Genomic DNA, 22,976 nt, shown 5'->3' with positions numbered 1-22,976 from the left:
TCAACTTGGGAAATAACGGCCAATTTAAAACCTAGATTGTAATCGCGTTGTGTACGCTTATTACCTGTAATCTTTGAATGTTTCATAAATAAGTCGATTTTGTGTCAACTTATTTTAGGACGGGACACTTATTGTAATAAAAAAGGCTGCCCGAACGGGCAGCCTTTTTGTGTTTATAAACTAATTTCAGTTTAAAATTTATAGCGGACAAATGCCTCCATGGCCGCGTAATGTGCCAATCCCAGTTCGTCGTATTTGGCGGCAGTTTCTTGGTTCCTGTCCTCAGCTCGCTGCCAAAATTCCCTGGAATCAGATCCTTGGAATACCACACCATCTTTTTGGGATTGATGCTTGAAAATTCCATATCGTTTGGCCAAAACCTGACTTGGACTCATTGGTACAGCCATTTCTATGTCCTCAATATCCCATTCTTGCCATGCTCCCCTGTACAACCATACCCAACAATCTTTCATATATGGTTTTGATTTAAGTCGCTTTAGGGACTCAAAAATAATGTCCAAACACACTTTGTGGGTGCCGTGTGGGTCTGCCAAATCTCCGGCGGCGTAGATTTGGTGGGGTTTAATTTTTTCGATCAAATCCATGGTGATTTTGATATCTTCCTCTCCTGGAGGATTTTTCTCAATGGTACCGGTTTCATAAAAAGGCAGATCGTTAAAATGTATCTGCTCGTCCGTAAGGCCAACATAATAGCTTGTAGCCCTTGCTTCACTTCTACGTATAAGTCCTTTGATATTTCTTACCTCTTCAATATCAATTTCACTGGTCTTTTTGTTTTTTATGAACTCAGTGGCCTTTTTATAAATTTCAACAGATTTTTTATTGTCAAGGCCAAAGGAACGGTTGTAATCGATCACGAAATCGGAGAATCGCAATGCTTCATCGTCTGCAACGGCTATGTTTCCAGAGGTTTGATAAGCCACATGTACCTCATGGCCTTGGTTCTGCAAACGCATAAATGTACCACCCATACTAATTATATCATCATCTGGGTGCGGACTAAAAATAAGCACACGCTTTTTTGCGGGATTTGCTCTTTCCGGTCTATTGGTGTCCTCCGCATTGGGTTTTCCTCCCGGCCACCCGGTAATTGTATGTTGTAGTTGATTGAAAATTCGAATATTAATATCATAGGCGTCGCCAACTTCCGTCAACAAATCGCTCATACCGTTTTCTATATAGTCGGCCTCTGTAAGCATAAGAACAGCTTTCTCCAGTCTTAATGCTAGTCCAACAACGGCTTTCTTGATCATTTTTTCATCCCACTCTACCTTCTCAACTATCCATGGGGTACTTACCCTGGTTAGTTTGGTAGAAGATCCCTGATCTAGGATAAACACACTATTGGGATGTTCCTGTAGGTAGGATGCAGGCACCTGTTCCGTAATAGGTCCCTCAACGGAAGCTTTAATGATAGATGATTTGCCTTCACCCCAGGCCATAAGGATTACTTGTTTGGCCTGCATTATTTGCTTTATTCCCAGTGTTATCGCAGTTTTGGGAGTATTATATAGGCCTTGGAAATCTTTACTCGCCGCAACTCTGGTAATATGATCTAGGGTAACCAATCTTGTTTTGGAATTGGGGAGGGATCCCGATTCGTTGAAACCAATATGTCCATTACCACCAATACCTAAGATTTGCAGGTCTATCCCACCCAAAGCGTCTATTTTGGCTTCATACTCTTTACAGTAATCCGCAATATCCTTTTTTTCCAATGTGCCATCCGGAATATGATAATTTCCAGGTTCTATATCTACATGGTTAAATAGCAATTCCTTCATGAACCGCACATAACTCTGTATGGCATCTGGTTCCATTGGATAATATTCATCCAAGTTGAAGGCTATCACATTTTTAAAACTAAGATTTTCTTCCTTGTGTAAACGCACCAGTTCAGCGTACAACCTTTTTGGAGTGGAACCTGTAGCGAGGCCAAGGACACACATCTCCTTTGCTTTTTGTTTTTTCTTAATTAATGTCGCAATTTCAGCCGCAGCTGCTTTGGACGCAACCTCTGAAGATTCAAAGATGACCGTGTTGATTTTTTCAAACCTTTTTTCAAAACTGGTAACCTTGTCGATTTTACTTTTAATCATGGATAGCTAGATTTTTTATTCATTTTTGGTTGAATCGATAAAAGTAGTACAAACTATTTAAATGCCTAAAAAAGATAAGGAATTTTAACCAAGTTTAAGTATAAAATATATTTTGTTATACTTATAATCTTTCCCAAATATGGTACTGGCATTACTTTTAAAATTAATATATTGGTGAATTATTTACTTTCAAGAACAGCTGAATTGAAATAGTTTTGTCGAATTGCCACTTTTGGAGTGATATTTTATTTAAAAAAATTAAAATTAATGAGTTTGACTTTAGAAAATACATGGAGATGGTATGGGCCCAAAGATCCTGTTACCTTGATGGATATTAAACAATCAGGAGCTACCGGTGTAGTTACCGCCCTTCATCACATTCCCAATGGGGAGATTTGGCCTGTGGAGGAAATTAAGAAAAGAAAAGCAACCATTGAAGCGGTTGGATTGACCTGGTCGGTGGTTGAAAGTGTTCCCATACATGAAAGTATTAAGACACAACAGGGAGACTATCAGCAATATGTGGAAAATTACAAGACTACCATAGCCAATTTGGCTTCCTGTGGCATAGATACAATTTGTTACAATTTTATGCCTGTTTTGGATTGGACACGTACCAATCTGGATTTTGAGTTGGAAGATGGGTCCACGGCCTTGAGGTTTGAGAAGGATGCTTTTGCCGCTTTTGAACTATTCTTGCTTAAACGTCCTGGGGCAGAAAAATCATATACAGCGGAGGAGCAGAAAGCTGCCAAGGAGTATTTTGAAAAAACCTCTGAAAAGGATCGGAAGAAATTGGTCCAAAATATTATTGCTGGCCTGCCAGGGGCAGAGGAAGGTTATAGCCTAAAGGAATTTAATAAGATTTTGGCCACCTATGAACATGTTGGAGCCAAAGAATTAAAGCAAAATCTCTTTTCTTTTTTAAAGAGTATTATTCCGGTTGCCGAAAAAGGAGGGGTGCGTATGTGCATTCACCCAGACGATCCTCCATATCCGATCCTAGGCTTGCCAAGGGTGGTAAGTACGGAGCAGGATATTTTGGATCTGTACAATGCGGTGGATAGCCCCAATAACGGACTAACCTTTTGTACCGGGTCTTTTGGGGTTAGAGCGGACAATGATTTGGTGGGAATGGTAAAGCGCTTAGGGCACCGAATTCACTTTATGCATTTGAGAAGCACGGCGCGGGATGAAAAGGGTAATTTTCACGAAGCCGATCATTTGGCCGGGGACGTGGATATGTATGGTGTGCTGAAGGCTTTGGTGGAAGAGCAACAAAAAAGAAGCGCTTCCGGAAGGAAAGATCTTCGAATGCCAATGCGTCCAGATCACGGACATAAAATGTTGGATGACCTTAGGAAAAAGACAAACCCAGGGTATTCTGCCATAGGAAGGCTTAGAGGTCTTGCAGAATTAAGAGGACTTGAATTGGGAATAAGAAAGTCCCTTTAAGATTTAATAAATCCAAGTTCAGGGAAAATCGAGAATAGATTAAACATAAAACCCTCCGTTTTTAACAAAATTGGAGGGTTTTCTATTGTTAATATATTTGGAAGCCAATTAACAGGCTCGAATACTAATTCCGTATTTTCTTTATCAGGGTCAGAGTTTCCCTCACAGTCTGTTCCAAGCCACTGTAATCTTTATTTTCCAATACCGATTTGCTAATTAGGTTAGAGCCCATACCTACACAGGTGACACCTGAATTGAACCAACCTTTTAAGTTGGACTCTTCCAAGGTTACCCCGCCCGTAGGCATCACATTGGTCCATGGTTGAGGTCCCCTTATGGCTTTAACAAAACTTGGACCGTAATTGGCGCCGGGAAATAATTTTATGATTTCACAACCCAGTTCCTCAGCTCTATTGATTTCTGTTAGGGAGCCACATCCAGGGCTCCATAAAACCTTTCTACGATTACAGACTAAGGCAATATCTTCCCGCAAAGAGGGGGTTACAATAAAATTGGCACCCATTTGCATATATAGCGAAGCGGCTGCCGCATCGGTTATCGATCCCACACCTACCGCCATTTCCGGCAATTCCTTAATGACGAACTTATTTAATTCCGCAAAAACTTCGTGGGCAAAATCTCCACGCGCGGTGAATTCTATTAATCTAGCACCGCCGTCGTAGCATGCTTTTAGTATTTTTTTTCCTAATTCCACATCTGGATGATAAAATAAGGGAACAAGCCCCGTTTCTTTCATTAATGTGGCAACTTCAATTCTCGTAAACTGTGACATATGAATCTTCTAGTGGTTATCTGCTTACTTTTCCAGAAGATTCCCCTCCTGCCAAAAGCTCTACCTCTTCAAGGCTGGCCAAGTTGAAATCTCCCGTAATGGTGTGTTTTATACAGCAGGCTGCTGCAGCAAAATCGATAGTGTGTTGATTGTCTATGGAATCTTGTAAAAGACCATATATCAATCCTCCCATAAAGGCGTCCCCACTACCTACGCGGTCTACCACAGGAGTTACTTCCCTGATTTTTGCGTAATGTATTTTTTTTCCATCATATAGGATTCCTCCAATTTTTTGGTGGGAAGCATTTACCGAATAACGCAGTGTAGTAGCTACATAACTTAGATCCGGAGAGTTTTTATATAAAAGGTCGTATAGTTCGGGCAAGGAGTCCATATCTTGATAATCCGGATCTTGCTTTTCCTGACCTGTCATGAAAAATGCAGTATCCAAATCACCTAAAATAACATTGCTGTACTTAAGCAGTTCCGGCATAATATCTTTTGGCTCTTTCCCGTATTTCCATAATTTGGAGCGATAGTTTAAATCGGAAGAAATGGTGATTCCCATCTTATGGGCAGCCTTAACAGCTTCTAGACAAACGGCTGCTGCATTGCTGGAAATGGCAGGTGTTACTCCGCTCCAATGAAACCAATCTGCGCCTTTAAAGACAGCTTCCCAATCGATGGTGTTCGTCTCTATTTCCGCAATGGCACTGCTGGCCCTGTCATAGACTACCTTGCTACCTCGTGTTCCCGCACCGGTTTCCAAAAAATAAATGCCCAAACGGTCACCGCCAAACTGTATGTTCGTGGTAGCTACATTGTATTTTCTTATTTCTTGTAGGGCACAATCCCCAATATCGTTCTTCGGCAAGCGCGTAACGAATTCGGTGTTAAAACCATAATTGACCAGAGATACCGCTACGTTAAACTCTCCACCTCCATAGGTAGCGTTGAAATTGGTTGCCTGCGAAAAACGAAGGTGTCTTTCGGTTGATAGTCTTAGGAGTATTTCTCCGAAAGTGATGACTTTCTTCATACTAAAATGTTTGTTATCCTCGATAAAAGTACCAAAGTAAAACTGAAAACTCTAATAGAAAATACATTTTGACTTTTATAACTATTATCCTGTTTTTTGTTTAAGGTATGATCCAGAATGTTAAATAATCGTATATACACCGTAATTTGAATAAAATAGCATCAATTTGCGGATTTCCAAACAATTTGGAACGGTGTGTGATAATCACAATAATTCCTTTGGAATATAATTAAAGTAACATAAAATGAGACGTATTAAAAAGTTGCTGCACCGATATGTTTTTTTGTAAATTCCATATGGCTTAGAACGAAGAATAAATTTAATTAGATGAAACCAATAGTATTAATTTTTTGCTGCCTATTTATTTTTGAGGGTTGCGCCTCCCAATCTTCCCCGGAATTAGTACATTCGGAAATGGAGGTTGCTACTTCGGAAACATTGCGGTACTATTTATATTACCCTGAAAATTATGAGGTAAATGCGGACGAGAAGTTTCCTATATTACTTTTTTTACATGGTGGAGGTGAAGCGGGAGGGAATTTAAAATCCGTTAAGCGCAATGGTCCTCCAAAACTCATTGCCCATGGCAAGAAATTTCCTTTTTTAATTCTAGCTCCCCAGAATCCCAACGAAAAAATGTGGTGGAACACTAGAGCTGTAAATAAACTCTTGGATACCATTATTGCCCAAAATAAAGTGGACGAAAACAGAATATACCTTACCGGACTTAGTAGGGGCGGTGGGGCAGCCTGGGAAATGGCCGTTCAATATCCGGATAAATTTGCCGCTTTGGCCGTAGTTTGTGGAATGACACCTGTGCCTTATGCCTCATGGATAAATAAAGATATGCCCATTAGGGTCTTTCACGGCGATCAGGATAAGTCGATCCCGATATCGGAATCTATAGAAATGGTAGCCAAATTAAAGGAAATGGGATATAATGTGAATTTTACAATATATAAGGGTGTTGGACACAACGCTTGGGACAGGGCCTATGAAAATGATGAGCTTTATGAATGGTTTGTAAAACAAAAAAAAGCTGGATTTGCCCAAAAATTAACAATCAAATAGGGGTAGAACTTTATCTGATTCTACAATAATTGAAATCAATTGTTGTATTTTTCAAAACTGAACAATATTTAGTCTTTATGATGCGAAGTTACTGCCTTAGGTTTTCTTTTGTTAATCTATTTTTTATGATGACAATGATCTTATTCTCCTGTGCCGATATTAAAGGTCAGAAAAACGACCATAAGTACACCAATGACCTTATTCATGAAACCAGTCCCTATTTATTGCAACACGCCCATAACCCCGTAAATTGGAGACCATGGAGTCCAAAGGCTCTGGAAGATGCTAAGAAGGAAGATAAGTTGGTATTGGTTAGTGTGGGTTATTCCTCTTGTCATTGGTGTCACGTCATGGAAGAAGAAACTTTTGAAGATGAAGAGGTGGCCAAGTTGATGAATGAAAACTTTATCAGTATAAAAGTGGATAGGGAAGAAAGACCGGATGTGGATCATGTGTATATGACCGCTTTACAGCTTATTAATGGCAACGGAGGCTGGCCTTTGAATGTAATTACGCTGCCTAACGGAAAGCCCATTTATGGAGGCACCTACCATACCAAAGAACAATGGAGCAAGGTTTTGTCCGAGGTTAGCAAGCTATATAAGGAGGACCCCAAAAAAGCCAATGAGTATGCCGATATGGTGGCTCAGGGGATACAGGAAGTAAATATAATAGAGCCTGTTTCCGATCTAGGAATGTTAACCCCGGAAGTTTTAAATAAAAGTGTTGAAAAATGGAAGGATAACTGGGATCTGAAATGGGGCGGAAATAAAGGGTCGCAAAAATTTATGATTCCCGTTAATTTAGATTTTTTGTTGGATTATGCTGTTCTTACGAATGATGAGTCGGCCAAAAGCTTTGTTAAGACTACACTGGACAGAATGGCCTGGGGAGGGGTCTACGATCATATAGCAGGTGGATTTTATAGGTATAGCACAGATGCACAGTGGAAGGTGCCACATTTTGAGAAAATGTTATATGATAATGCCCAGTTAATTGGTCTTTATTCCAAAGCTTACAAGGTGTTTAATGAGCCGCTGTATAAAAAGGTGGTGGAGGAAACCATTTCCTTTTTGGATAGGGAAATGAAAAACCCGGATGGTGGTTATTACGCCGCTATCGATGCTGATAGTGAAGGTGAGGAAGGTAAATTTTATGTTTGGAAAGAAGAGGAATTAAAGTCTATACTAGGCTCGGATTTTGAATTGTTCGCCAAATATTTCAATATAAAGCGTTCCAATATTTGGGAAAATGATGCCTATGTTCTTTCTAGGAGCACTGGCGACGCGGAATTTATTGAGGAAAATAATATTTCTACCGAAGATTGGGAAGCCTACCAAGGCCGATGGCAAGAGAAAATATTAACCGAAAGAAATAAAAGAATTCGGCCCAATACGGATGATAAGATCATTACCTCCTGGAATGCCCTATTAATTACTGGCTTTGTAGATGCCTATAATACTTTTGGGAAGACCGCTTATTTGAATAAAGCGGAGGAAGTGTTCCGTTTTATAGAGAAAAATAGTCTGGACAAAAATCAATTGGTACATACCTTCAAAAAGGGGAGTAAAAAGAGTGATGGATTTTTGGAGGATTATTCCTTTTTGGCCAATGCCAGTTTAAAATTGTACAGTTCAACAATGGATTCGACTTATTTGGATTTTGCCAAAAACTTGAATCAAATTGCAAAAACCAAATTTGCAGATGAAAATTCGGGCATGTACAGTTTTAACTCCAGTAACGAACTAATTGCCAAAATAATTAAGACCGATGATGGGGTATTGCCCTCACCCAATGCCGTCATGGCAGAGAATTTACTCCTTTTAGGGCATATAGACTATGATAAAGAAGCCACACTTAAGGCCCGGTCCATGCTTTCGTCCATGATTCCCGTTTTAGAGGAAAATGCTTATAACTATTCCAAATGGAATTCCTTGTTGCTCAAATCAGCATTGCCCTTTTATGAAATTGCTGTTGTAGGGGATGATGCCAAGCAATTATTGGCAGAATTACAGAAGCACAATTTACCAAATACCTTAATTGTAGGTAGTAATAAAAGTAGTGAGTTGCCTTTGTTCAAAGGACGATATGCCGATGACGGCACTTTTATTTATGTTTGTCAGGACCACACCTGTAAATTACCGGTGGCCACAACCCAGGAAGCTCTTGAGCAATTGAAAAATTTCTAGGAAGCGTTTTGTTTTTATAAATAATGGCCAGGGCAATTTAATTTTTGAAACCTGATCGAGTATTTTTTATGTGTCCGGGTCAACATAAAGCAGGGTAAGTGCTCTGCTTGATTTTCTTTGTATATTTTTTACCGATTATCAATGGTTTTGTGTCAAATTACATGAATTTTGAGGTCGTTCGGATAAAAAATTTTAAATTAAACTCCATTTAAACTTATATTGAACCTCTAAATTAATTCTTCGAATATGCAGATAAAAGAATCTTCAACTATTTATGATGTAATCATAGTTGGGTCGGGTGCCGGTGGAGGTATGGCTACAAAAGTATTGTCCGAGGCCGGACTAAAAGTGGCCGTGGTGGAAGCGGGTCCATTTTTTGATCCTAAAAACCCTGAACAAATCACACAATTAAAATGGCCATATGAATCACCACGTAGAGGTGCCAGTACAACAAGGGCATTTGGAGAATTTGATGCAGCATATGGTGGTTGGGAAATTGAAGGGGAACCATATACCCAAAAAAATGGATCAAAATTTTCTTGGTTTAGGTCTCGAATGTTGGGGGGTAGAACAAATCACTGGGGACGTATTTCCTTGCGTTTTAGTCAACGCGATTTTAAACATAAAGATATTGATGGTCTTGGGGAGAACTGGCCCATTGGTTATGAAGATGTAAAACCATATTACGATAAGGTAGACAAGTTAATTGGTGTTTTTGGATCAAAGGAAGGTTTGGAAAACGAGCCGGATGGATTTTTCCTTCCTGCGCCAAAACCGAGATTGCATGAACTATATTACATAGATGGAGCCAAGAAATCCAATATCCCGGTCATCCCTTCAAGGATGTCCATGGTGACAAAAAAGATAAACAACGATCGCGGGGTCTGTTTCTATTGCGGACAATGTGGTAGGTCCTGTCAAATATATGCCGATTTTTCGGCAGGGAGCTGTTTGATATTTCCTGCTCAAAAGAATGGAGGTCAGATTGACCTTTTTGTGAATGCCATGGTGCGAGAGGTAACTACCAATGAGGAAGGTAAGGCCACTGGGGTGCTTTATGTCAACAAGGAAGATCGAAAAGAATATGGATTAAAGGGGAAAATTGTTGTCCTGGCTGCATCGGCCTGTAGTACTGCAAGAATCCTATTGAATTCCAAAAGTAAGCAACATCCGGCCGGACTGGGCAACAGTAGCGGAGTTGTTGGAAAGTATCTGCACGACTCCACGGGAGGAGGAATGACCGGCTTTGTCCCTGACTTGATGAACAGAAAGACATACAACGAAGATGGTGTAGGCGGTATGCACGTGTACACACCTTGGTGGTTAGACAATAAAAAACTGGATTTTGCCAGAGGTTATCATATAGAAATATGGGGCGGTTTAGGGATGCCAAGCTACGGGTTTGGATTTAACCCAAATGCGCTGAACGAGTTCTTTGGTGAAAAAGTTGGGGGTTATGGCAATGTCCTTAGGGAAGATGTAAAGAAATATTACGGAGCAATGATCGGTTTTGCAGGTCGTGGGGAATCTATTGCTTTGGAAAGTAACTATTGTGAAATTGACCCAGGAAAGGTTGATGAATTTGGTATTCCCGTATTGCGCTTTAATTATCAGTGGTCCGATCACGAACGTCTACAAGCCAGGCATATGCAAGGAACCTTTGAGGAAATAATCCACAATATGGGTGGACAGGTCATAGGCAAACCAGCGGGAAAAGATAGGGATTATGGTTTGCTTAACCCTGGAGAAATTATCCATGAGGTAGGTACTACAAGGATGGGGGATAATCCTAGAACTTCTGTAGTTAATAAATGGGAACAAATGCACGATGTGGATAATGTTTTTATTGTTGATGCGGGTCCCTTTGTCTCCCAAGCCGATAAGAACCCAACTTGGACCATTCTGGCCTTGGCTTGGAGAACATCAGATTATATAGTTGAGCAATTGAAAAAACAAAATATCTAGTATTATGGATAGGAGAAAAAGTATAAAGTCCATTATTCTTGGAGGTGTAGCTGGGGGACTGGCAATAAATGGATGTAAACCAGGAACCGAAGAAGAGGCTGGAGCTGCCGATGCTCTGGTACAGGAGGAAAAACATTTTGGGCGTACCCCGGAAGAAAAGGAATTGTTGAAAAAGCTGTATGCTGAACAGTTTTTTAATGAACATCAAATGGAGACTTTGGGCGTGTTGTGCGCTTTAATTATACCGGCCAGCGGCACATATGGTAGTGCAACGGATGCTGGGGTTCCAGATTTTATAGAGTTTATGGCAAAGGATATTCCTGAATACCAAACTCCTCTTGCAGGGGGACTAATGTGGTTGGACCATAAAAGCAATAAGGAATATGGAGTGGAATTTAAAACTGCTACTGAAGTCCAGCAAAAGGAAATTTTGGATGCCATAGCATTTCCGGATAAGGAGAATCCATCCTATGAGGAGCAATTCTTTTCCTTAATCCGTAATTTAACCGTTACAGGCTATTATACCTCCAAGGAAGGAATTGAGGATTTAGGTTATAAAGGTAATTCGCCCAATGTTTGGGACGGTGTCCCGGAAGATGTTTTGGCAAAGCACGGCAAATCCTATGACCCGGAATGGTTGGCCAAATGCGTGGATCAAAGTAAGCGTAACGAAATGGCGGAATGGGACGACGAAGGTAATTTGTTGACCTAGAAGTTATAAAGTATTATGAGGAATATATGTAACTATAAATAATATGAAGAATTTACAGGTACTATGGCTATTTTTAATAGCCATAGTTTTTTTCGGAACTACAAATGTAATAGCCCAAGAAGTTGGATTGCAGTTATACAGCCTTAGAAATCAGTTTAAGGAAGATATTCCAAGTACCTTAAAATTGATAAATGATTGGGGTATTACTGTTTTGGAAGGTGGAGATAGCTACGGGATGCCCGAGGAGAAGTTTAAAGGCTTGCTTGCGAAAAATAATTTAAAGGTGGTTAGCGTTGGCGCTGGCTTCGACGATTTGGCAAATAATCCAGAAGAGGTTGTAAAAAAAGCCAAAAGTTATGGCGCTACCTACGTAATGTGCGCATGGATACCACACGATGGAAATAATTTTGGTATAGAGGATACTAAAAAGGCAGTTGAGGTCTTTAATAAAGCGGGAAGGCTTTTAAGGAAAAATGGATTAAAATTGGCCTATCATGCCCACGGATTTGAGTTTAGACCTTATAACGATGGGACACTGTTCGATTATATGGCGGAGAATGCTAACTATTTCGATTTTGAAATGGATGTGTATTGGGTACATCACGCCGGTGTCGATCCGCTTAAATTACTTAAAAAGTATCCTTCCAAATTTATTTTAATGCATTTAAAGGATATGGAAAAAGGAACAAAGAAAGATAATACCGGCCATGCCGATGTGGAAACAAATGTGGTTTTGGGAACTGGGGAAGTAGATATAGCCGGAGTTGTAGCAGAGGCCAAGAGGTTGGGCATCAAGTATATGTTTATAGAGGACGAATGTTCCAGGGTTGTGGCACAGGTCCCCAAGAGTTTAGAGTATTTAAAGGGGTTAAAATAATTTCCCGTCCATTCAAAATAGTATTGGTAATAACTCAAAGGCCCCAATTCAGGGGCCTTATTATTTGTTGAAGGGAAGTAGATAGGCTGTGGATGTCTGAGGAATGAATTCTTAGGAAACTATGCTGAAGATTGTTGTGGCTTAATTCTGTGAAGATGGGTGAAAATAATTTTTATATTCCTGAGAATTATAAGTAGCGGAATTGGAACCTTAATCTTAAGGGTTGCTTTCAAAGATTTGCCTCATCTAATTATATATTATCAATTATCAATGGTTTTATATCAAATTACATGAATTTTGAGGTTGTTTGATTAAAAAATTCTAATTTGATTCCGTTTTAAACTTATATTGAAGTTCAATATCAATTTATTCTAATATGCAGATAAAAGAATCCTCAGAAATTTATGATGTAATAATTGTCGGCTCGGGTGCAGGTGGCGGTATGGCCACAAAGCAGTTGGCCGATGCCGGTCTCAATGTTGCGGTTGTCGAGGCTGGACCATTTTTTGATCCGGCAGACCCGAAGACCATGAACCAATTAAAATGGAATTACGAATCTCCTAGAAGGGGAGCCGGTACAACTAGGGCCTTTGGCGAATTTGATGCCGCATATGGCGGTTGGGAGATAGAAGGAGAGCCTTATACCCGTGAACCTGGTACTGAATTTGACTGGTTTCGATCTCACATGTTGGGGGGGCGTACAAACCACTGGGGGCGGATTTCTCTGCGTTTTGGACCAAAGGATTTTAAAGGGAAGACCAGGGACGGTCATGGTGAGGACTGGCCTATAGGTTATGATGATGTAAAACCGTATTATGATAAAGTAGATAAATTAATCGGGGTATTTGGGACCAATGAAGGACTGGAAAACGATCCGGATGGATTTTTCCTTCCCCCTCCAAAACCAAGATTACATGAGCTTTTCTATATAAATGGGGCTAAAAAGGCGGGAATACCTACTATTCCAGGTAGACTTTCTATGCTTACCAAAAGAATTAATGCGGACCGTGGTGTGTGTTTCTACTGTGGACAATGTTCACGTTCCTGTTCCGTTTATGCCGATTTCTCATCAGGAAGTTGTCTTATATTTCCAGCGCAAAAAAGCGGTGGCCGTATTAAATTATTTGTCAATTGTGTAGTGCGGGAAGTGACCACCAATGAAGAAGGCAAGGCCACAGGCGTTTCTTACATCAGTAAGGACGATAGAAAAGAGTACAAATTAAAAGGCAAGGTTGTGGTTTTGGCAGCTTCAGCCTGTAGTTCCGCCCGTATTCTCTTGAATTCGAAAAGTAAACAGCATCCTAACGGATTAGGAAACAGTAGTGATGTTGTAGGTAAGTACCTGCACGATTCTACCGGGGCAAGTAGAGCTGCTTTCGTACCGGCATTGATGAACAGAGAAGTATCCTATAATGAGGATGGGGTAGGCAGTAATCATGTATACTCTCCTTGGTGGGGAGATAATTCCAAGTTGGATTTTCCTAGAGGATACCATATCGAAGTCGGCGGAGGTATGAAGATGCCGGGCTATGGTTTTAGTTTTAACCCCAATGAGTTTAATAAGTTCTTTGGTATCAAAGTAGGAGGTTATGGGGATAGCTTGCGAGATGATGTTAAAAAGTATTACGGATCCGTATTGGGAGTTGCCGGAAGGGGTGAAGGTATTGCCCGTAAGGAGAACTATTGTGAAATTGACCCTACCACCGTGGATCAATTTGGTATCCCAGTATTGAAGTTTAACTACAAATGGTCAGATCTTGAGATTAAGCAAGCCAAGCATATGCAGGACACCTTTGAGGAGATTTTCCATAATATTGGGGCAGAGCCTTTAGGGGAAAAGCCGGGCAAGGACCGCGATTATGGGCTAGAGGCTCCAGGACGTATTATACATGAAGTAGGTACTACCAGAATGGGTAATGATCCCAAAACATCGGTCACTAATAAATTCAATCAGTTGCACGATGTGGACAATGTCTTTATTGTGGATGCAGGGCCCTTTACTTCCCAAGCGGATAAGAACTGTACTTGGACCATTTTGGCATTATCTTGGCGCGCCAGTGATTATATTATTGAACAATTAAAACAGCAAAATATCTAGACCATGGATAGAAGAAAGAGTATACAAACAATGATTCTTGGTGCGGGCGCATCCGCCTTGGCCTTTCATGGCTGTAAGACCGATGGACCGGATACGGCTAACGAAGCCGTTGCTGCAGCTGAAAATACCCATTATTTTGGTCGTACCCCAGAGGAGTTGGAGCTTATTGAAAAATTAAATGCAGAACAGCTATTTACGGAACATGAAATGGAGACTATAGCGGTATTGAGTACCGTAATACTTCCTCCTAGGGAACCCAATGGAGGTCCAATAGAGGCCGAGGTCCCGGAATTTATAGAATTTATGGGCAAGGATATCCCTGAGTTGCAGCTTACGCTTAAAGGGGGGCTAATGTGGTTGGACCATAAGAGCAATGCCGATTTCGGAACCGAGTTTAAATTAATTACCTTAGATCAACAAAAGCAGATATTGGATACGATCTGTTACCATGATCCCGAAAAATCGTTGGACGTGCAACCACTTGAAATACAATTTTTCTATTTGATGCGCGGATTAACCATTTGTGGCTATTATTCTTCGAAAGTAGGAGTCGCCGAACTTGGATATAAGGGAAATACACCTAACGTATGGGATGGTGTTCCGCAGGACGTGTTAGATCAGCATGGTGTGGCCTACGATCCAGAATGGGTTGCTAAATGTATAGATCATAGCACCAGAAACGAAATCGCTACCTGGGATGATAAAGGTAACCTATTGACATAGATTTTATTTAAATCGGTTATAAGTAGCATAAGTATTTATTATAATACGCTTAGGATATGTATTAAAGCCCCGGTTTAGGGGCTTTTTAGCTATAGGAATAAGCCGACTAATCGAAATATGGATTGGTGAAAAAAAATTATAATTGGAAGTGGAGAAAATGAGTAGGAAGTGTTTATTTTTTATGGGTATTATGCTTCTGGCCTTACCGCTGTTTTTTAGCTGTAAGGAAGTTGCGGTAAACAATAAGGAGGCAGAGGATAATGAGATCCAGTTAAAAGCAACAGATACCGCACAGATTACTAATGCCAAGAAGGAAGAATTGCCAGTGCCCAAACTTAAATCTTTGGAAGGACTAGCCGATACCCTGTTTGTTAGGTTAGCCGATTACAGTGATGATTTTGTATATGACCTCCGATATGCTACCGAAAACAATTTTTTAAAGGCCAAGGTATACGATTGTGCAGAGTGCTATACAAGGGTGAAAACAGCCCAGGCACTTCTTTTGGCCAACAAGGAACTTATGGGTAAGGGGTATAAAATAAAATTTTTCGACTGCTACCGTCCCAATGATGTGCAATATAAAATGTGGGCCATAGTACCCAATCCGCAATACGTGGCAAACCCAGTAAAGGGGTCTATCCACAATAAAGGTGGTGCAGTGGATATTACATTGGTTACCTTGGAAGGCGAAGAATTGGATATGGGGACCGATTTTGATTTTTTTGGAAAAAAGGCTTATCATGATAACTTAGATCTGCCAAAATCAATCCTAAATAATAGGTTGTTGTTGAAGGAAACCATGGAAAAATATGGTTTTTGGTCCATTAGAACGGAATGGTGGCATTACAATCTGGGTACCGCATCAAATGACAAGGTGGCTAATTTTAAATGGGATTGCGATTGATGCTTTCGGAAGAGATCATAATTTGATCACTTTTGGGTGAGTGATGTTTTTGTAAGGTCCCGATCTATGTCGGGAGAGAAGTCTGCCATTTTTTTTTGGAGCCAGGAGTCCTAATTGGTCCCTATTTTATTACAGTAAACAACAATTTTTTCACCTTCGGGATTGGTTGTGAAAAACAGATATGCTTCCCCACCGTCCTTTATTTTGAACTTTTTCCTTATTTGGGCTACGGTCATTGGAAAATTACGCACCGTAATATTAGCTTTGTTTAAGTTCAATTTTTTGATTTCTTTTTTGTTGAAGGGGATGGTTTTTACGATTTCAAATGTCCGTCCAGGAAATGCCAATAGTTTGCTATTTGTGTATAAATGTGAGTGATCGTGTAGCTTGTACAGATTAAATTTATTTCCCACGGTTTTAAAAGCTCCTGACTTTAAGATGGCCGAATTTGGCTCGTATAAATATTCTTGTGGCTCGGAGAAGTTGGAAAGCGCCAGTTTTTCCTCCTGGAGCATAAAGTTAAACCGTTCTGTTTCCTGTCCCAATAGGTTTAACGTTTTTATCAATACTTCGTTTTCGCATGCCTGTTCCAAAATCCAGAGGATTTCCTTTACTTCATTTTTAATTGCAATTATGTGAATTTCCTTAACGAAGTCCAACTCCTTTAGACCTGCCGATATATCCAGTAGAGGGGAGGTTTTTATCATAATTTTCTTGGCCCTCCCAAGAATGGCATCAAGATTATTGGGGACATTCGGAAGGCAATCGGACAATAAAAAAACCTTTCCCTTGGCATCATGTCGGCGAGAGGGATCTATAAATACCCAATCGAATGCAACTTCTGAATTCTTTAAAAAATCTATTCCATCATCTGCATGGGTATGGATATTGGTGCGGGCCAAAACCTTATAATTATATTCGGCTATTTCAGATAGGTTCCTGTTCATTTCACAATGATGCACCTGTTCCATGCAGCGGCTAAAATAATAACTGTCCACTCCAAAGCCGCCTGTCATATCCAAAAGCGACTTACCACTTAATAGACCTGCTTTATATTGGGCGGTGGTTTCGGAAGAGGTCTGTTCTATATTAAGTTTGTTGGGATAATAAATATTTGGCGTGCCAAACCAAGTGGGAAGTTTATCCTTGCATTTTATCTTGGCTTCAATTTGTTCTGCAATTTCCTTGTTGGTTACACCCTTGAAATTCAACGGTTTCAATAAAATGGATATAAGGTCCGCTCTTAAATTTTGGCTTATAAAATCTTGAATTTCAGATGTTAAAATATTTTTATTCAAGGTAGAATTATAAATTTTTTGTAATGGATTTTACAATCTTATTCTCGGAGAAAAATTCCTTTAATATGACTTTTATAGCCGTATATCCTGGTACCGCGATAATCATACCCGTAACCCCAAGGAGTAATCCTCCAATAATGATGATCAGAAAAATTTCCAAAGGGTGCGACTTTACACTGCTTGAGAAAATAAAGGGTTGGGAAAAAAAATTGTCTACCAATTGGCCAATGATAAATCCTATCATCACATAGCCGGTTTTGGGTAAAATCACCGTACTAAAATCTGCTCCTACATTGCTGGTCATGGTTAAAACTGCCATCAATATTCCCCCAATGATAGGGCCTATATAAGGAATAAGGTTTAGAAGGGCGCAAAGGAAGGCGATTACTATGGCGTTTTCTATCCCAAAAACGAACAGTACAATGGAATAAATGACAAACAAAATCAGGATTTGAAACACAAGACCAACAAAATATCTTGAAAGTAGATTTTTAATGGTTTCCATGGAATGTTGAAATTTATTTTCATTGTTTTTGGGAATCAAGGTGAGTATGGATTCCTCAAGAAGCTTGCTGTCCTTTAAAAAGAAGAAGGCTATAAATAATACTGAAAACAGACCTACACTAAAACTACCCAATATACCGATTACGGAATTCAGAAAATCTGGAAGAAGCCCAAAGTTAAAGTTCGAAAACAAATGTGAATCCTTAATACCCTGTTCCAAATCTTCGGATTTAACACCAAAATATTCCAAAAGCTGTCGGTATAAATCCTCTAAATTTCCCTGTAAAGCGTCTATGTTGAGCAAGGATAAATTTTGTCCCTGTTGAATCAACAAGGGAACAAATAGGGCTATGACCCCAGCAACAATACCAACAAGGAATATCATGGTAATAATAACAGCTATGGTGTTATTGAATTTTAACTTCTGTCGAAAAAATAAAACAATGGGCCGTCCTATTAAGCTGGCCACTGCCGCTATGGCAATGTATATTAATACTGCGCTAATTTTTTGTAGAAAAATCAAGAGGATTACAATCGCTACAACAATTCCAAGCGCCCTTAAAATACCTTCTGCAATATTCTTTGATGTCATATTTTAACTTTTAAAAACGTAGGAGATTATATTAGCTCCCATTTGCAAAGCCTTTAAACGTACCTCCTTAGGGTCGTTATGAACTTCGGGGTCTTCCCATCCGTCACCAAGATCGCTTTCAAATGTAAAAAGTAGGATAAGGCGATTTTGATCGAAGATTCCAAACGCTTGGGGGCGCTTGCCATCATGTTCATGTATCTTGGGCAATCCTTTGGGAAATTGGAATTGCTGCCGAAATATAGGGTGGTCTGCACCTAATTCAGTAAGCTCCTTATCTGGAAATACTTTGGCCAGTTCTTTGCGTAAGTAAGGTTCCATTCCATAGTTGTCATCTATATGCAAAAAACCTCCTGCCAATAAATAGGTTCTTAGGTTTTCTGCCTCCTCCTGAGTGAAAAATATGTTTCCATGCCCCGTCATATGTAAAAAGGGATATTGAAATATATTTGGGCTTCCTACTTCTACCGTTTTCGGTTTGGGATCAATAGTAGTCCTTAATTGTTGGTTACAGTATTTTATTAGATTGGGAAGTGCAGTGGGATTGGCGTACCAATCGCCGCCACCTCCGTATTTTAAAATAGCAATTTCTTGGGCATGCAAAGTTGTAGCTATATAAAAATTGAAAATAAAAATGATTGCAACCAACTGCTTCATGTAAACGCGGAAAATTAAGGTATTCAAATTTAAGAATATTAGCGAGTTAAAAAACAATAAGGCTGGGTATATCATATTAGGTGTCTTGCCAAATAGTATTATTGGACCCCTATAGATTTAATAAGTATTCTTATTAAAATATGCGTTAAAGAAGTATTTTACAAGTTAATCATAGCCACGGCGGTGCAGGCTACAATAGCGGCAGTTTCCGTTCGCAACCTGGTGTTGCCCAAGGCAACGGCCTGAAAACCGTTTTGTAGGGCCAATTGTATCTCTTCAGGAGAGAAGTCCCCTTCTGGGCCAATTAAGATTGTGGTATTATTTTTGGCGGTGGCAATATGGGATAATTCCTTTTTTTTATCTTCTTCGCAATGCGCTATGTAGAGCTCACCATTTTTTGGTTGGGCAATGAACTCTTTAAAGGGGATGGCCGGATTTAATTTTGGCAAGTAAGCCTGTAAGGATTGTTTCATGGCCGATTGAATTACCTTTTCCATACGGTCCATTTTAATAACTTTTCTTTCGGAATGGTCGCAAATAATGGGTGTGATTTCATGAACACCAATCTCTGTGGCTTTTTCCAAAAACCATTCGAAACGATCGTTCAGTTTGGTAGGTGCCACCACCATATGGAGTTGATATGGTTTTGGCGGTTTTTGGGTTCTGGAAATAATTTTAGCCGTACATTTTTTATGGTCCGGGATCAGTATTTGGGCTTCAAAAAAAACACCTTTGCCATTGGTGATCTGTAAGATATCCCCGGATTTTTTTCGCAGTACCTTGGAAATATGCCTGCTTTCGTCGGTTGGAAAAATAAATTGGTCCGCGTTGTCTTCTAATTCGGGATGGTAGAACAGTTGCATAATTATCGGTAATTTCAATTTTAGGAAGACTTGGGTTTAATGGTCATATACCCCATTGTAATTACTGCCCATATAACTTCCCCATTTTATTTTTTGGCTTATTGGGATATCTGTGTCTATCCGGTTTATTTGTAATCCGTCAAAGGTATAGGTTTGTTTAAGATTTGTACCATGAATATAAATGATATCCAAAAATCCGTTATCATCTAAATCTCCAACCCATGGCGTTGACGATAGATTATTGCCTTCGTAATTTAAATTTAATTTGGTGATTTCTTTTTTAGAAAAATCGATAATGGCCAGATCATTATAAAAATATTTCATTTGCAGGCTATCAAATACTTGATAGTTCATGGGCAGAATGGCCTCTTCTTTTCCATCATTGTTTAAATCTACCGCTATGGGCGTGCTCATCTGATAATATCCCAACGAATCCTTTAATTCTACTTTTCCATTTTTTCCGTTGACCATTATTTGTTTGGACCATTCCAAATTTGGCCACTTACCTTGAGCGTAGGAAGTAAAAAAATCTGGGATGGAATCATCGGTGAAATTGCCTATGGCAATGGAACCGTAGGCCTGCGTATCCGGCATAACAACGCTCCAAATGGGTTTGTAAGTTTTACCATCCAATGCTAGCATTCTGCCGTCAAAAGTATTGGCCACAATGTCATGTACTCCATCATCATTAATATCCACCCAGGCAGCGGGTCCTATGAATCCTGTGGAGTCTCCACTGGCTAAGGTAATGGAGTTGGATATATCCCCTGTCATTATATCTTTAATGGAAGTTGCATAAAGATTGCCAGCTATGGTCTCTCCGCCGCTCCCAAAGATTACATTCTTAAATTCTTGGGTTACATTAGGTAAAACGGTCACTGACATATAGGTTTCTTTTCCATCCGGCATGGGCGCTTTCTGGATTATCTCACCATTCTTACTGTTTAAGATTATCAAATGGCCCACGGGTCTATCAGGGTCATAGGGTTCTTTCAGTACATTGCCTCCATTGGATACCAATAGATCTTCCTGTCCATCATTATTTTGATCGGGAATAAATTGTGGATTGTAAAAGTTGAACCATTCTTTTTTTTGACCCTTTGGTGGTTTAAATCGCCAAATTATTTTTCCTGTTTTCCCGTTAATAGCCAATAATTGAGCCGATCTACCCCCAATAAAAACATCATATATTTGGTCGTTGTTAATGTCCTTAAGAGTGGCCGAACCAAATATTTGATCCTTTGCCGACACTTTCCAAAGTAACTTTCCGTCTATGCCGCTTATGGCAATGACAGCGGAATCGGAGGGCTTTAATTCCTCTTTCCCGGCCCCTATGATAATATCGCCAGTACCATCCTGATTTAGGTCTGCTATTCTTGGAGAGGAAAAAGTCCCGATACCTGGCAATGTTTTTACCCAAGATTTTTGTGAAAATACAGAATTCTGTAAAACTAAAATCATGAGTAAAAGGCCAATGTGAAATATGTTGTACCTCATATTTATTTTAAACCTTTTGGTTCGGAAAAATAAAGTGGTCGGTGTTGTTCCCTAATTCAGTAGGAACAATTGAATTGTTCAAAAGTGATGATTAAAGATTATTCAGTTTGTGTTTTGCGTGTTCCAGTCCTAATTCAATATAATTTAATAACTGTTCCTCATTGGAAATTCCCTCTTGTGAAACATAAATAAATTCTTTCATGGGGCGTTTTGTGAAATCCATGGGTCTTACGTGTTTGGATTTTAGAGTCTTCTCCATTTTGTCGGATATGACCCTGACCATAAGATTGTCTTTAACAATACCCACGGTCATTTTTCCACTATACAAAAAGGCAACTCCACCAAACATTTTCTTTTCGGATATGTTGGATCGGACAGATTGGGGTTGAAGTTCAAAACTAGCCCTAAGCCGTTTAGCCAATTGTTCATTGTATGCCATGACATTTAAAAATTTTAAGATACAAAATATGTGTAAATGAATTGCTTTATGATTGTATCATCTGTTGACAGGAACTAGAACTATTTCCTGAGTTATAACCTTTCGCACTAAGCACTTTCATTCAATCACATATCTGGCCTTGGCGGTAACACTTTGATCTACAAAGTTTAATTCTTTGTATTTTAAGTATCCCACTATACCGATCATGGCCGCGTTATCCGTACAATATTCAAATTTAGGAATATAGGTTGTCCATCCCCATTTATCCTCCGCATTTTGCAAGGCCTGTCTTATGCCTGAATTGGCCGAAACTCCACCACCTATGGCTATTTGTTTTATCCCTGTTTGCTTTACCGCCTTTTTTAATTTATCCATTAAAATATTGATGATGGTATATTGGATGGAGGCACATATGTCGTTTATATTTTCAGAAATAAAGTTGGGATTGTTTTTTGTTTCGCGTTGAATAAAGTAGAGTATACTAGTTTTTAATCCACTAAAACTAAAGTTAAGTCCGTCCACTTTGGGTTTGGGAAAGGGGAATGCCTTTGCATTGCCCAATTGTGCATATTTGTCCACCAAGGGTCCTCCGGGGTAGGGCAGTCCCAATATTTTTGCACTTTTGTCATAAGCTTCCCCAACAGCATCATCCAATGATTCTCCCAAAATTTCCATGTCAAAATGATCCTTAACCAGTACAATTTGCGTATGTCCTCCACTAATGGTCATTGCCAAAAAGGGGAAGGAAGGTATTTTATAATTTTCTTCCTCAATAAAGTGGGATAAAATATGGGCTTGCATATGGTTTACCTCTATTAACGGAATGTCCAATCCCAGGGATAGGGATTTGGCAAAGGAGGTTCCAACCAATAAAGAACCCATAAGTCCTGGTCCGCGTGTAAAAGCTATGGCTGATAACTGTTTTTTATCGATATTTGCTTTAGCTAACGCTTGGTGCACAACAGGGACAATATTTTGTTGGTGTGCCCTTGAGGCAAGTTCGGGAACAACCCCGCCATATTCCTCATGTATTTTTTGCGTGGCCACAACATTGCTCAGCGTCTTATTGTTGCATAATACCGCAGCAGAAGTGTCATCACAGGAGGACTCAATGGCAAGAATATAAATAGTTTTATTTTCCACGTTGTTTGGAATAAAATTTGAATGTACAAAGGTAAAACAT

At 39.6% G+C, this 22,976-nt stretch carries 19 protein-coding genes; 9 read left to right on the top strand and 10 right to left on the bottom strand.

Annotation, left to right across the window (positions count from 1 at the left end):
• Positions 1-191 precede the first annotated feature (191 nt).
• On the bottom strand, positions 192-2,120 hold the full coding sequence (gene nagB / locus H4O18_RS17290; RefSeq protein ID WP_187586870.1) for a glucosamine-6-phosphate deaminase: 1,929 nt from the start codon (positions 2,118-2,120) through the stop codon (positions 192-194).
• 267 nt (positions 2,121-2,387) lie between these two features.
• Between nagB and uxuA the strand changes: the two genes are divergently transcribed.
• On the top strand, positions 2,388-3,575 hold the full coding sequence (gene uxuA, locus H4O18_RS17285; RefSeq protein ID WP_222942455.1) for a mannonate dehydratase: 1,188 nt from the start codon (positions 2,388-2,390) through the stop codon (positions 3,573-3,575).
• 124 nt (positions 3,576-3,699) lie between these two features.
• On the opposite strand, the gene H4O18_RS17280 is transcribed toward uxuA, so the two are convergent.
• Together H4O18_RS17280 and H4O18_RS17275 are read right to left on the bottom strand one after the other, a co-directional pair.
• Positions 3,700-4,368 carry a bifunctional 4-hydroxy-2-oxoglutarate aldolase/2-dehydro-3-deoxy-phosphogluconate aldolase gene (locus tag H4O18_RS17280; protein WP_187586868.1) on the bottom strand — a complete coding sequence of 223 codons (669 nt, stop codon included), beginning with the start codon at positions 4,366-4,368 and terminating at the stop codon, positions 3,700-3,702.
• Positions 4,369-4,384: 16 nt separating this feature from the next.
• Positions 4,385-5,407 carry a sugar kinase gene (locus H4O18_RS17275; protein ID WP_187586866.1) on the bottom strand — a complete coding sequence of 341 codons (1,023 nt, stop codon included), beginning with the start codon at positions 5,405-5,407 and terminating at the stop codon, positions 4,385-4,387.
• 327 nt (positions 5,408-5,734) lie between these two features.
• Here H4O18_RS17275 and H4O18_RS17270 point away from each other — a divergent pair, with 327 nt between their 5' ends.
• The 8 genes from H4O18_RS17270 (at position 5,735) to H4O18_RS17235 (ending at position 15,946) form a co-directional block, all read left to right on the top strand.
• Positions 5,735-6,478: a carboxylesterase family protein gene (locus tag H4O18_RS17270; protein WP_187586864.1), complete on the top strand. Its 744-nt coding sequence runs from the start codon at positions 5,735-5,737 to the stop codon at positions 6,476-6,478.
• Positions 6,479-6,603: 125 nt separating this feature from the next.
• Positions 6,604-8,667 carry a thioredoxin domain-containing protein gene (locus H4O18_RS17265; RefSeq protein WP_246474385.1) on the top strand — a complete coding sequence of 688 codons (2,064 nt, stop codon included), beginning with the start codon at positions 6,604-6,606 and terminating at the stop codon, positions 8,665-8,667.
• Positions 8,668-8,913: 246 nt separating this feature from the next.
• Positions 8,914-10,632 (top strand): GMC family oxidoreductase, encoded by a 1,719-nt coding sequence (locus H4O18_RS17260; RefSeq protein WP_187586860.1) that lies wholly within the window; start codon positions 8,914-8,916, stop codon positions 10,630-10,632.
• 4 nt (positions 10,633-10,636) lie between these two features.
• Complete coding sequence (locus tag H4O18_RS17255) at positions 10,637-11,344, top strand: gluconate 2-dehydrogenase subunit 3 family protein (RefSeq protein ID WP_187586858.1); 708 nt, start codon at positions 10,637-10,639, stop codon at positions 11,342-11,344.
• 43 nt (positions 11,345-11,387) lie between these two features.
• Positions 11,388-12,221: a sugar phosphate isomerase/epimerase family protein gene (locus H4O18_RS17250; protein WP_187586856.1), complete on the top strand. Its 834-nt coding sequence runs from the start codon at positions 11,388-11,390 to the stop codon at positions 12,219-12,221.
• A 376-nt stretch (positions 12,222-12,597) separates the two neighbouring features.
• Positions 12,598-14,319, top strand: coding sequence for a GMC family oxidoreductase (locus H4O18_RS17245; protein ID WP_187586854.1), 1,722 nt, complete (start codon positions 12,598-12,600; stop codon positions 14,317-14,319).
• A gap of 3 nt (positions 14,320-14,322) precedes the next feature.
• Positions 14,323-15,042: a gluconate 2-dehydrogenase subunit 3 family protein gene (locus H4O18_RS17240; protein WP_187586852.1), complete on the top strand. Its 720-nt coding sequence runs from the start codon at positions 14,323-14,325 to the stop codon at positions 15,040-15,042.
• A 157-nt stretch (positions 15,043-15,199) separates the two neighbouring features.
• Positions 15,200-15,946: a M15 family metallopeptidase gene (locus tag H4O18_RS17235; protein WP_246474383.1), complete on the top strand. Its 747-nt coding sequence runs from the start codon at positions 15,200-15,202 to the stop codon at positions 15,944-15,946.
• Positions 15,947-16,056: 110 nt separating this feature from the next.
• On the opposite strand, the gene H4O18_RS17230 is transcribed toward H4O18_RS17235, so the two are convergent.
• The 7 genes from H4O18_RS17230 to tsaD form a co-directional block, all read right to left on the bottom strand.
• Positions 16,057-17,244: a THUMP-like domain-containing protein gene (locus H4O18_RS17230; protein ID WP_187586850.1), complete on the bottom strand. Its 1,188-nt coding sequence runs from the start codon at positions 17,242-17,244 to the stop codon at positions 16,057-16,059.
• A gap of 7 nt (positions 17,245-17,251) precedes the next feature.
• Positions 17,252-18,340 carry an AI-2E family transporter gene (locus H4O18_RS17225; RefSeq protein ID WP_187586848.1) on the bottom strand — a complete coding sequence of 363 codons (1,089 nt, stop codon included), beginning with the start codon at positions 18,338-18,340 and terminating at the stop codon, positions 17,252-17,254.
• A gap of 3 nt (positions 18,341-18,343) precedes the next feature.
• A complete protein-coding gene (locus H4O18_RS17220) occupies positions 18,344-18,994 on the bottom strand; it encodes a DUF4159 domain-containing protein (protein ID WP_187586846.1) in 651 nt (216 codons plus the stop codon).
• A gap of 158 nt (positions 18,995-19,152) precedes the next feature.
• Positions 19,153-19,857, bottom strand: a complete 705-nt coding sequence (locus H4O18_RS17215) for a 16S rRNA (uracil(1498)-N(3))-methyltransferase (RefSeq protein WP_187586888.1) — start codon at positions 19,855-19,857, stop codon at positions 19,153-19,155.
• A gap of 36 nt (positions 19,858-19,893) precedes the next feature.
• On the bottom strand, positions 19,894-21,354 hold the full coding sequence (locus H4O18_RS17210) for an outer membrane protein assembly factor BamB family protein (RefSeq protein WP_187586843.1): 1,461 nt from the start codon (positions 21,352-21,354) through the stop codon (positions 19,894-19,896).
• A gap of 91 nt (positions 21,355-21,445) precedes the next feature.
• Entirely contained in the window at positions 21,446-21,793 is a 348-nt protein-coding gene (locus H4O18_RS17205; RefSeq protein ID WP_187586841.1) for a TfoX/Sxy family protein, read from the bottom strand.
• Between the two features lie 117 nt (positions 21,794-21,910).
• A complete protein-coding gene (gene tsaD / locus H4O18_RS17200; RefSeq protein WP_187586839.1) occupies positions 21,911-22,936 on the bottom strand; it encodes a tRNA (adenosine(37)-N6)-threonylcarbamoyltransferase complex transferase subunit TsaD in 1,026 nt (341 codons plus the stop codon).
• Positions 22,937-22,976 lie beyond the last annotated feature (40 nt).

This window comes from Arenibacter arenosicollis, from assembly GCF_014397245.1.
GTDB lineage: Bacteria > Bacteroidota > Bacteroidia > Flavobacteriales > Flavobacteriaceae > Arenibacter > Arenibacter arenosicollis.
This window is presented reverse-complemented; position numbering and strand designations above follow the sequence as displayed.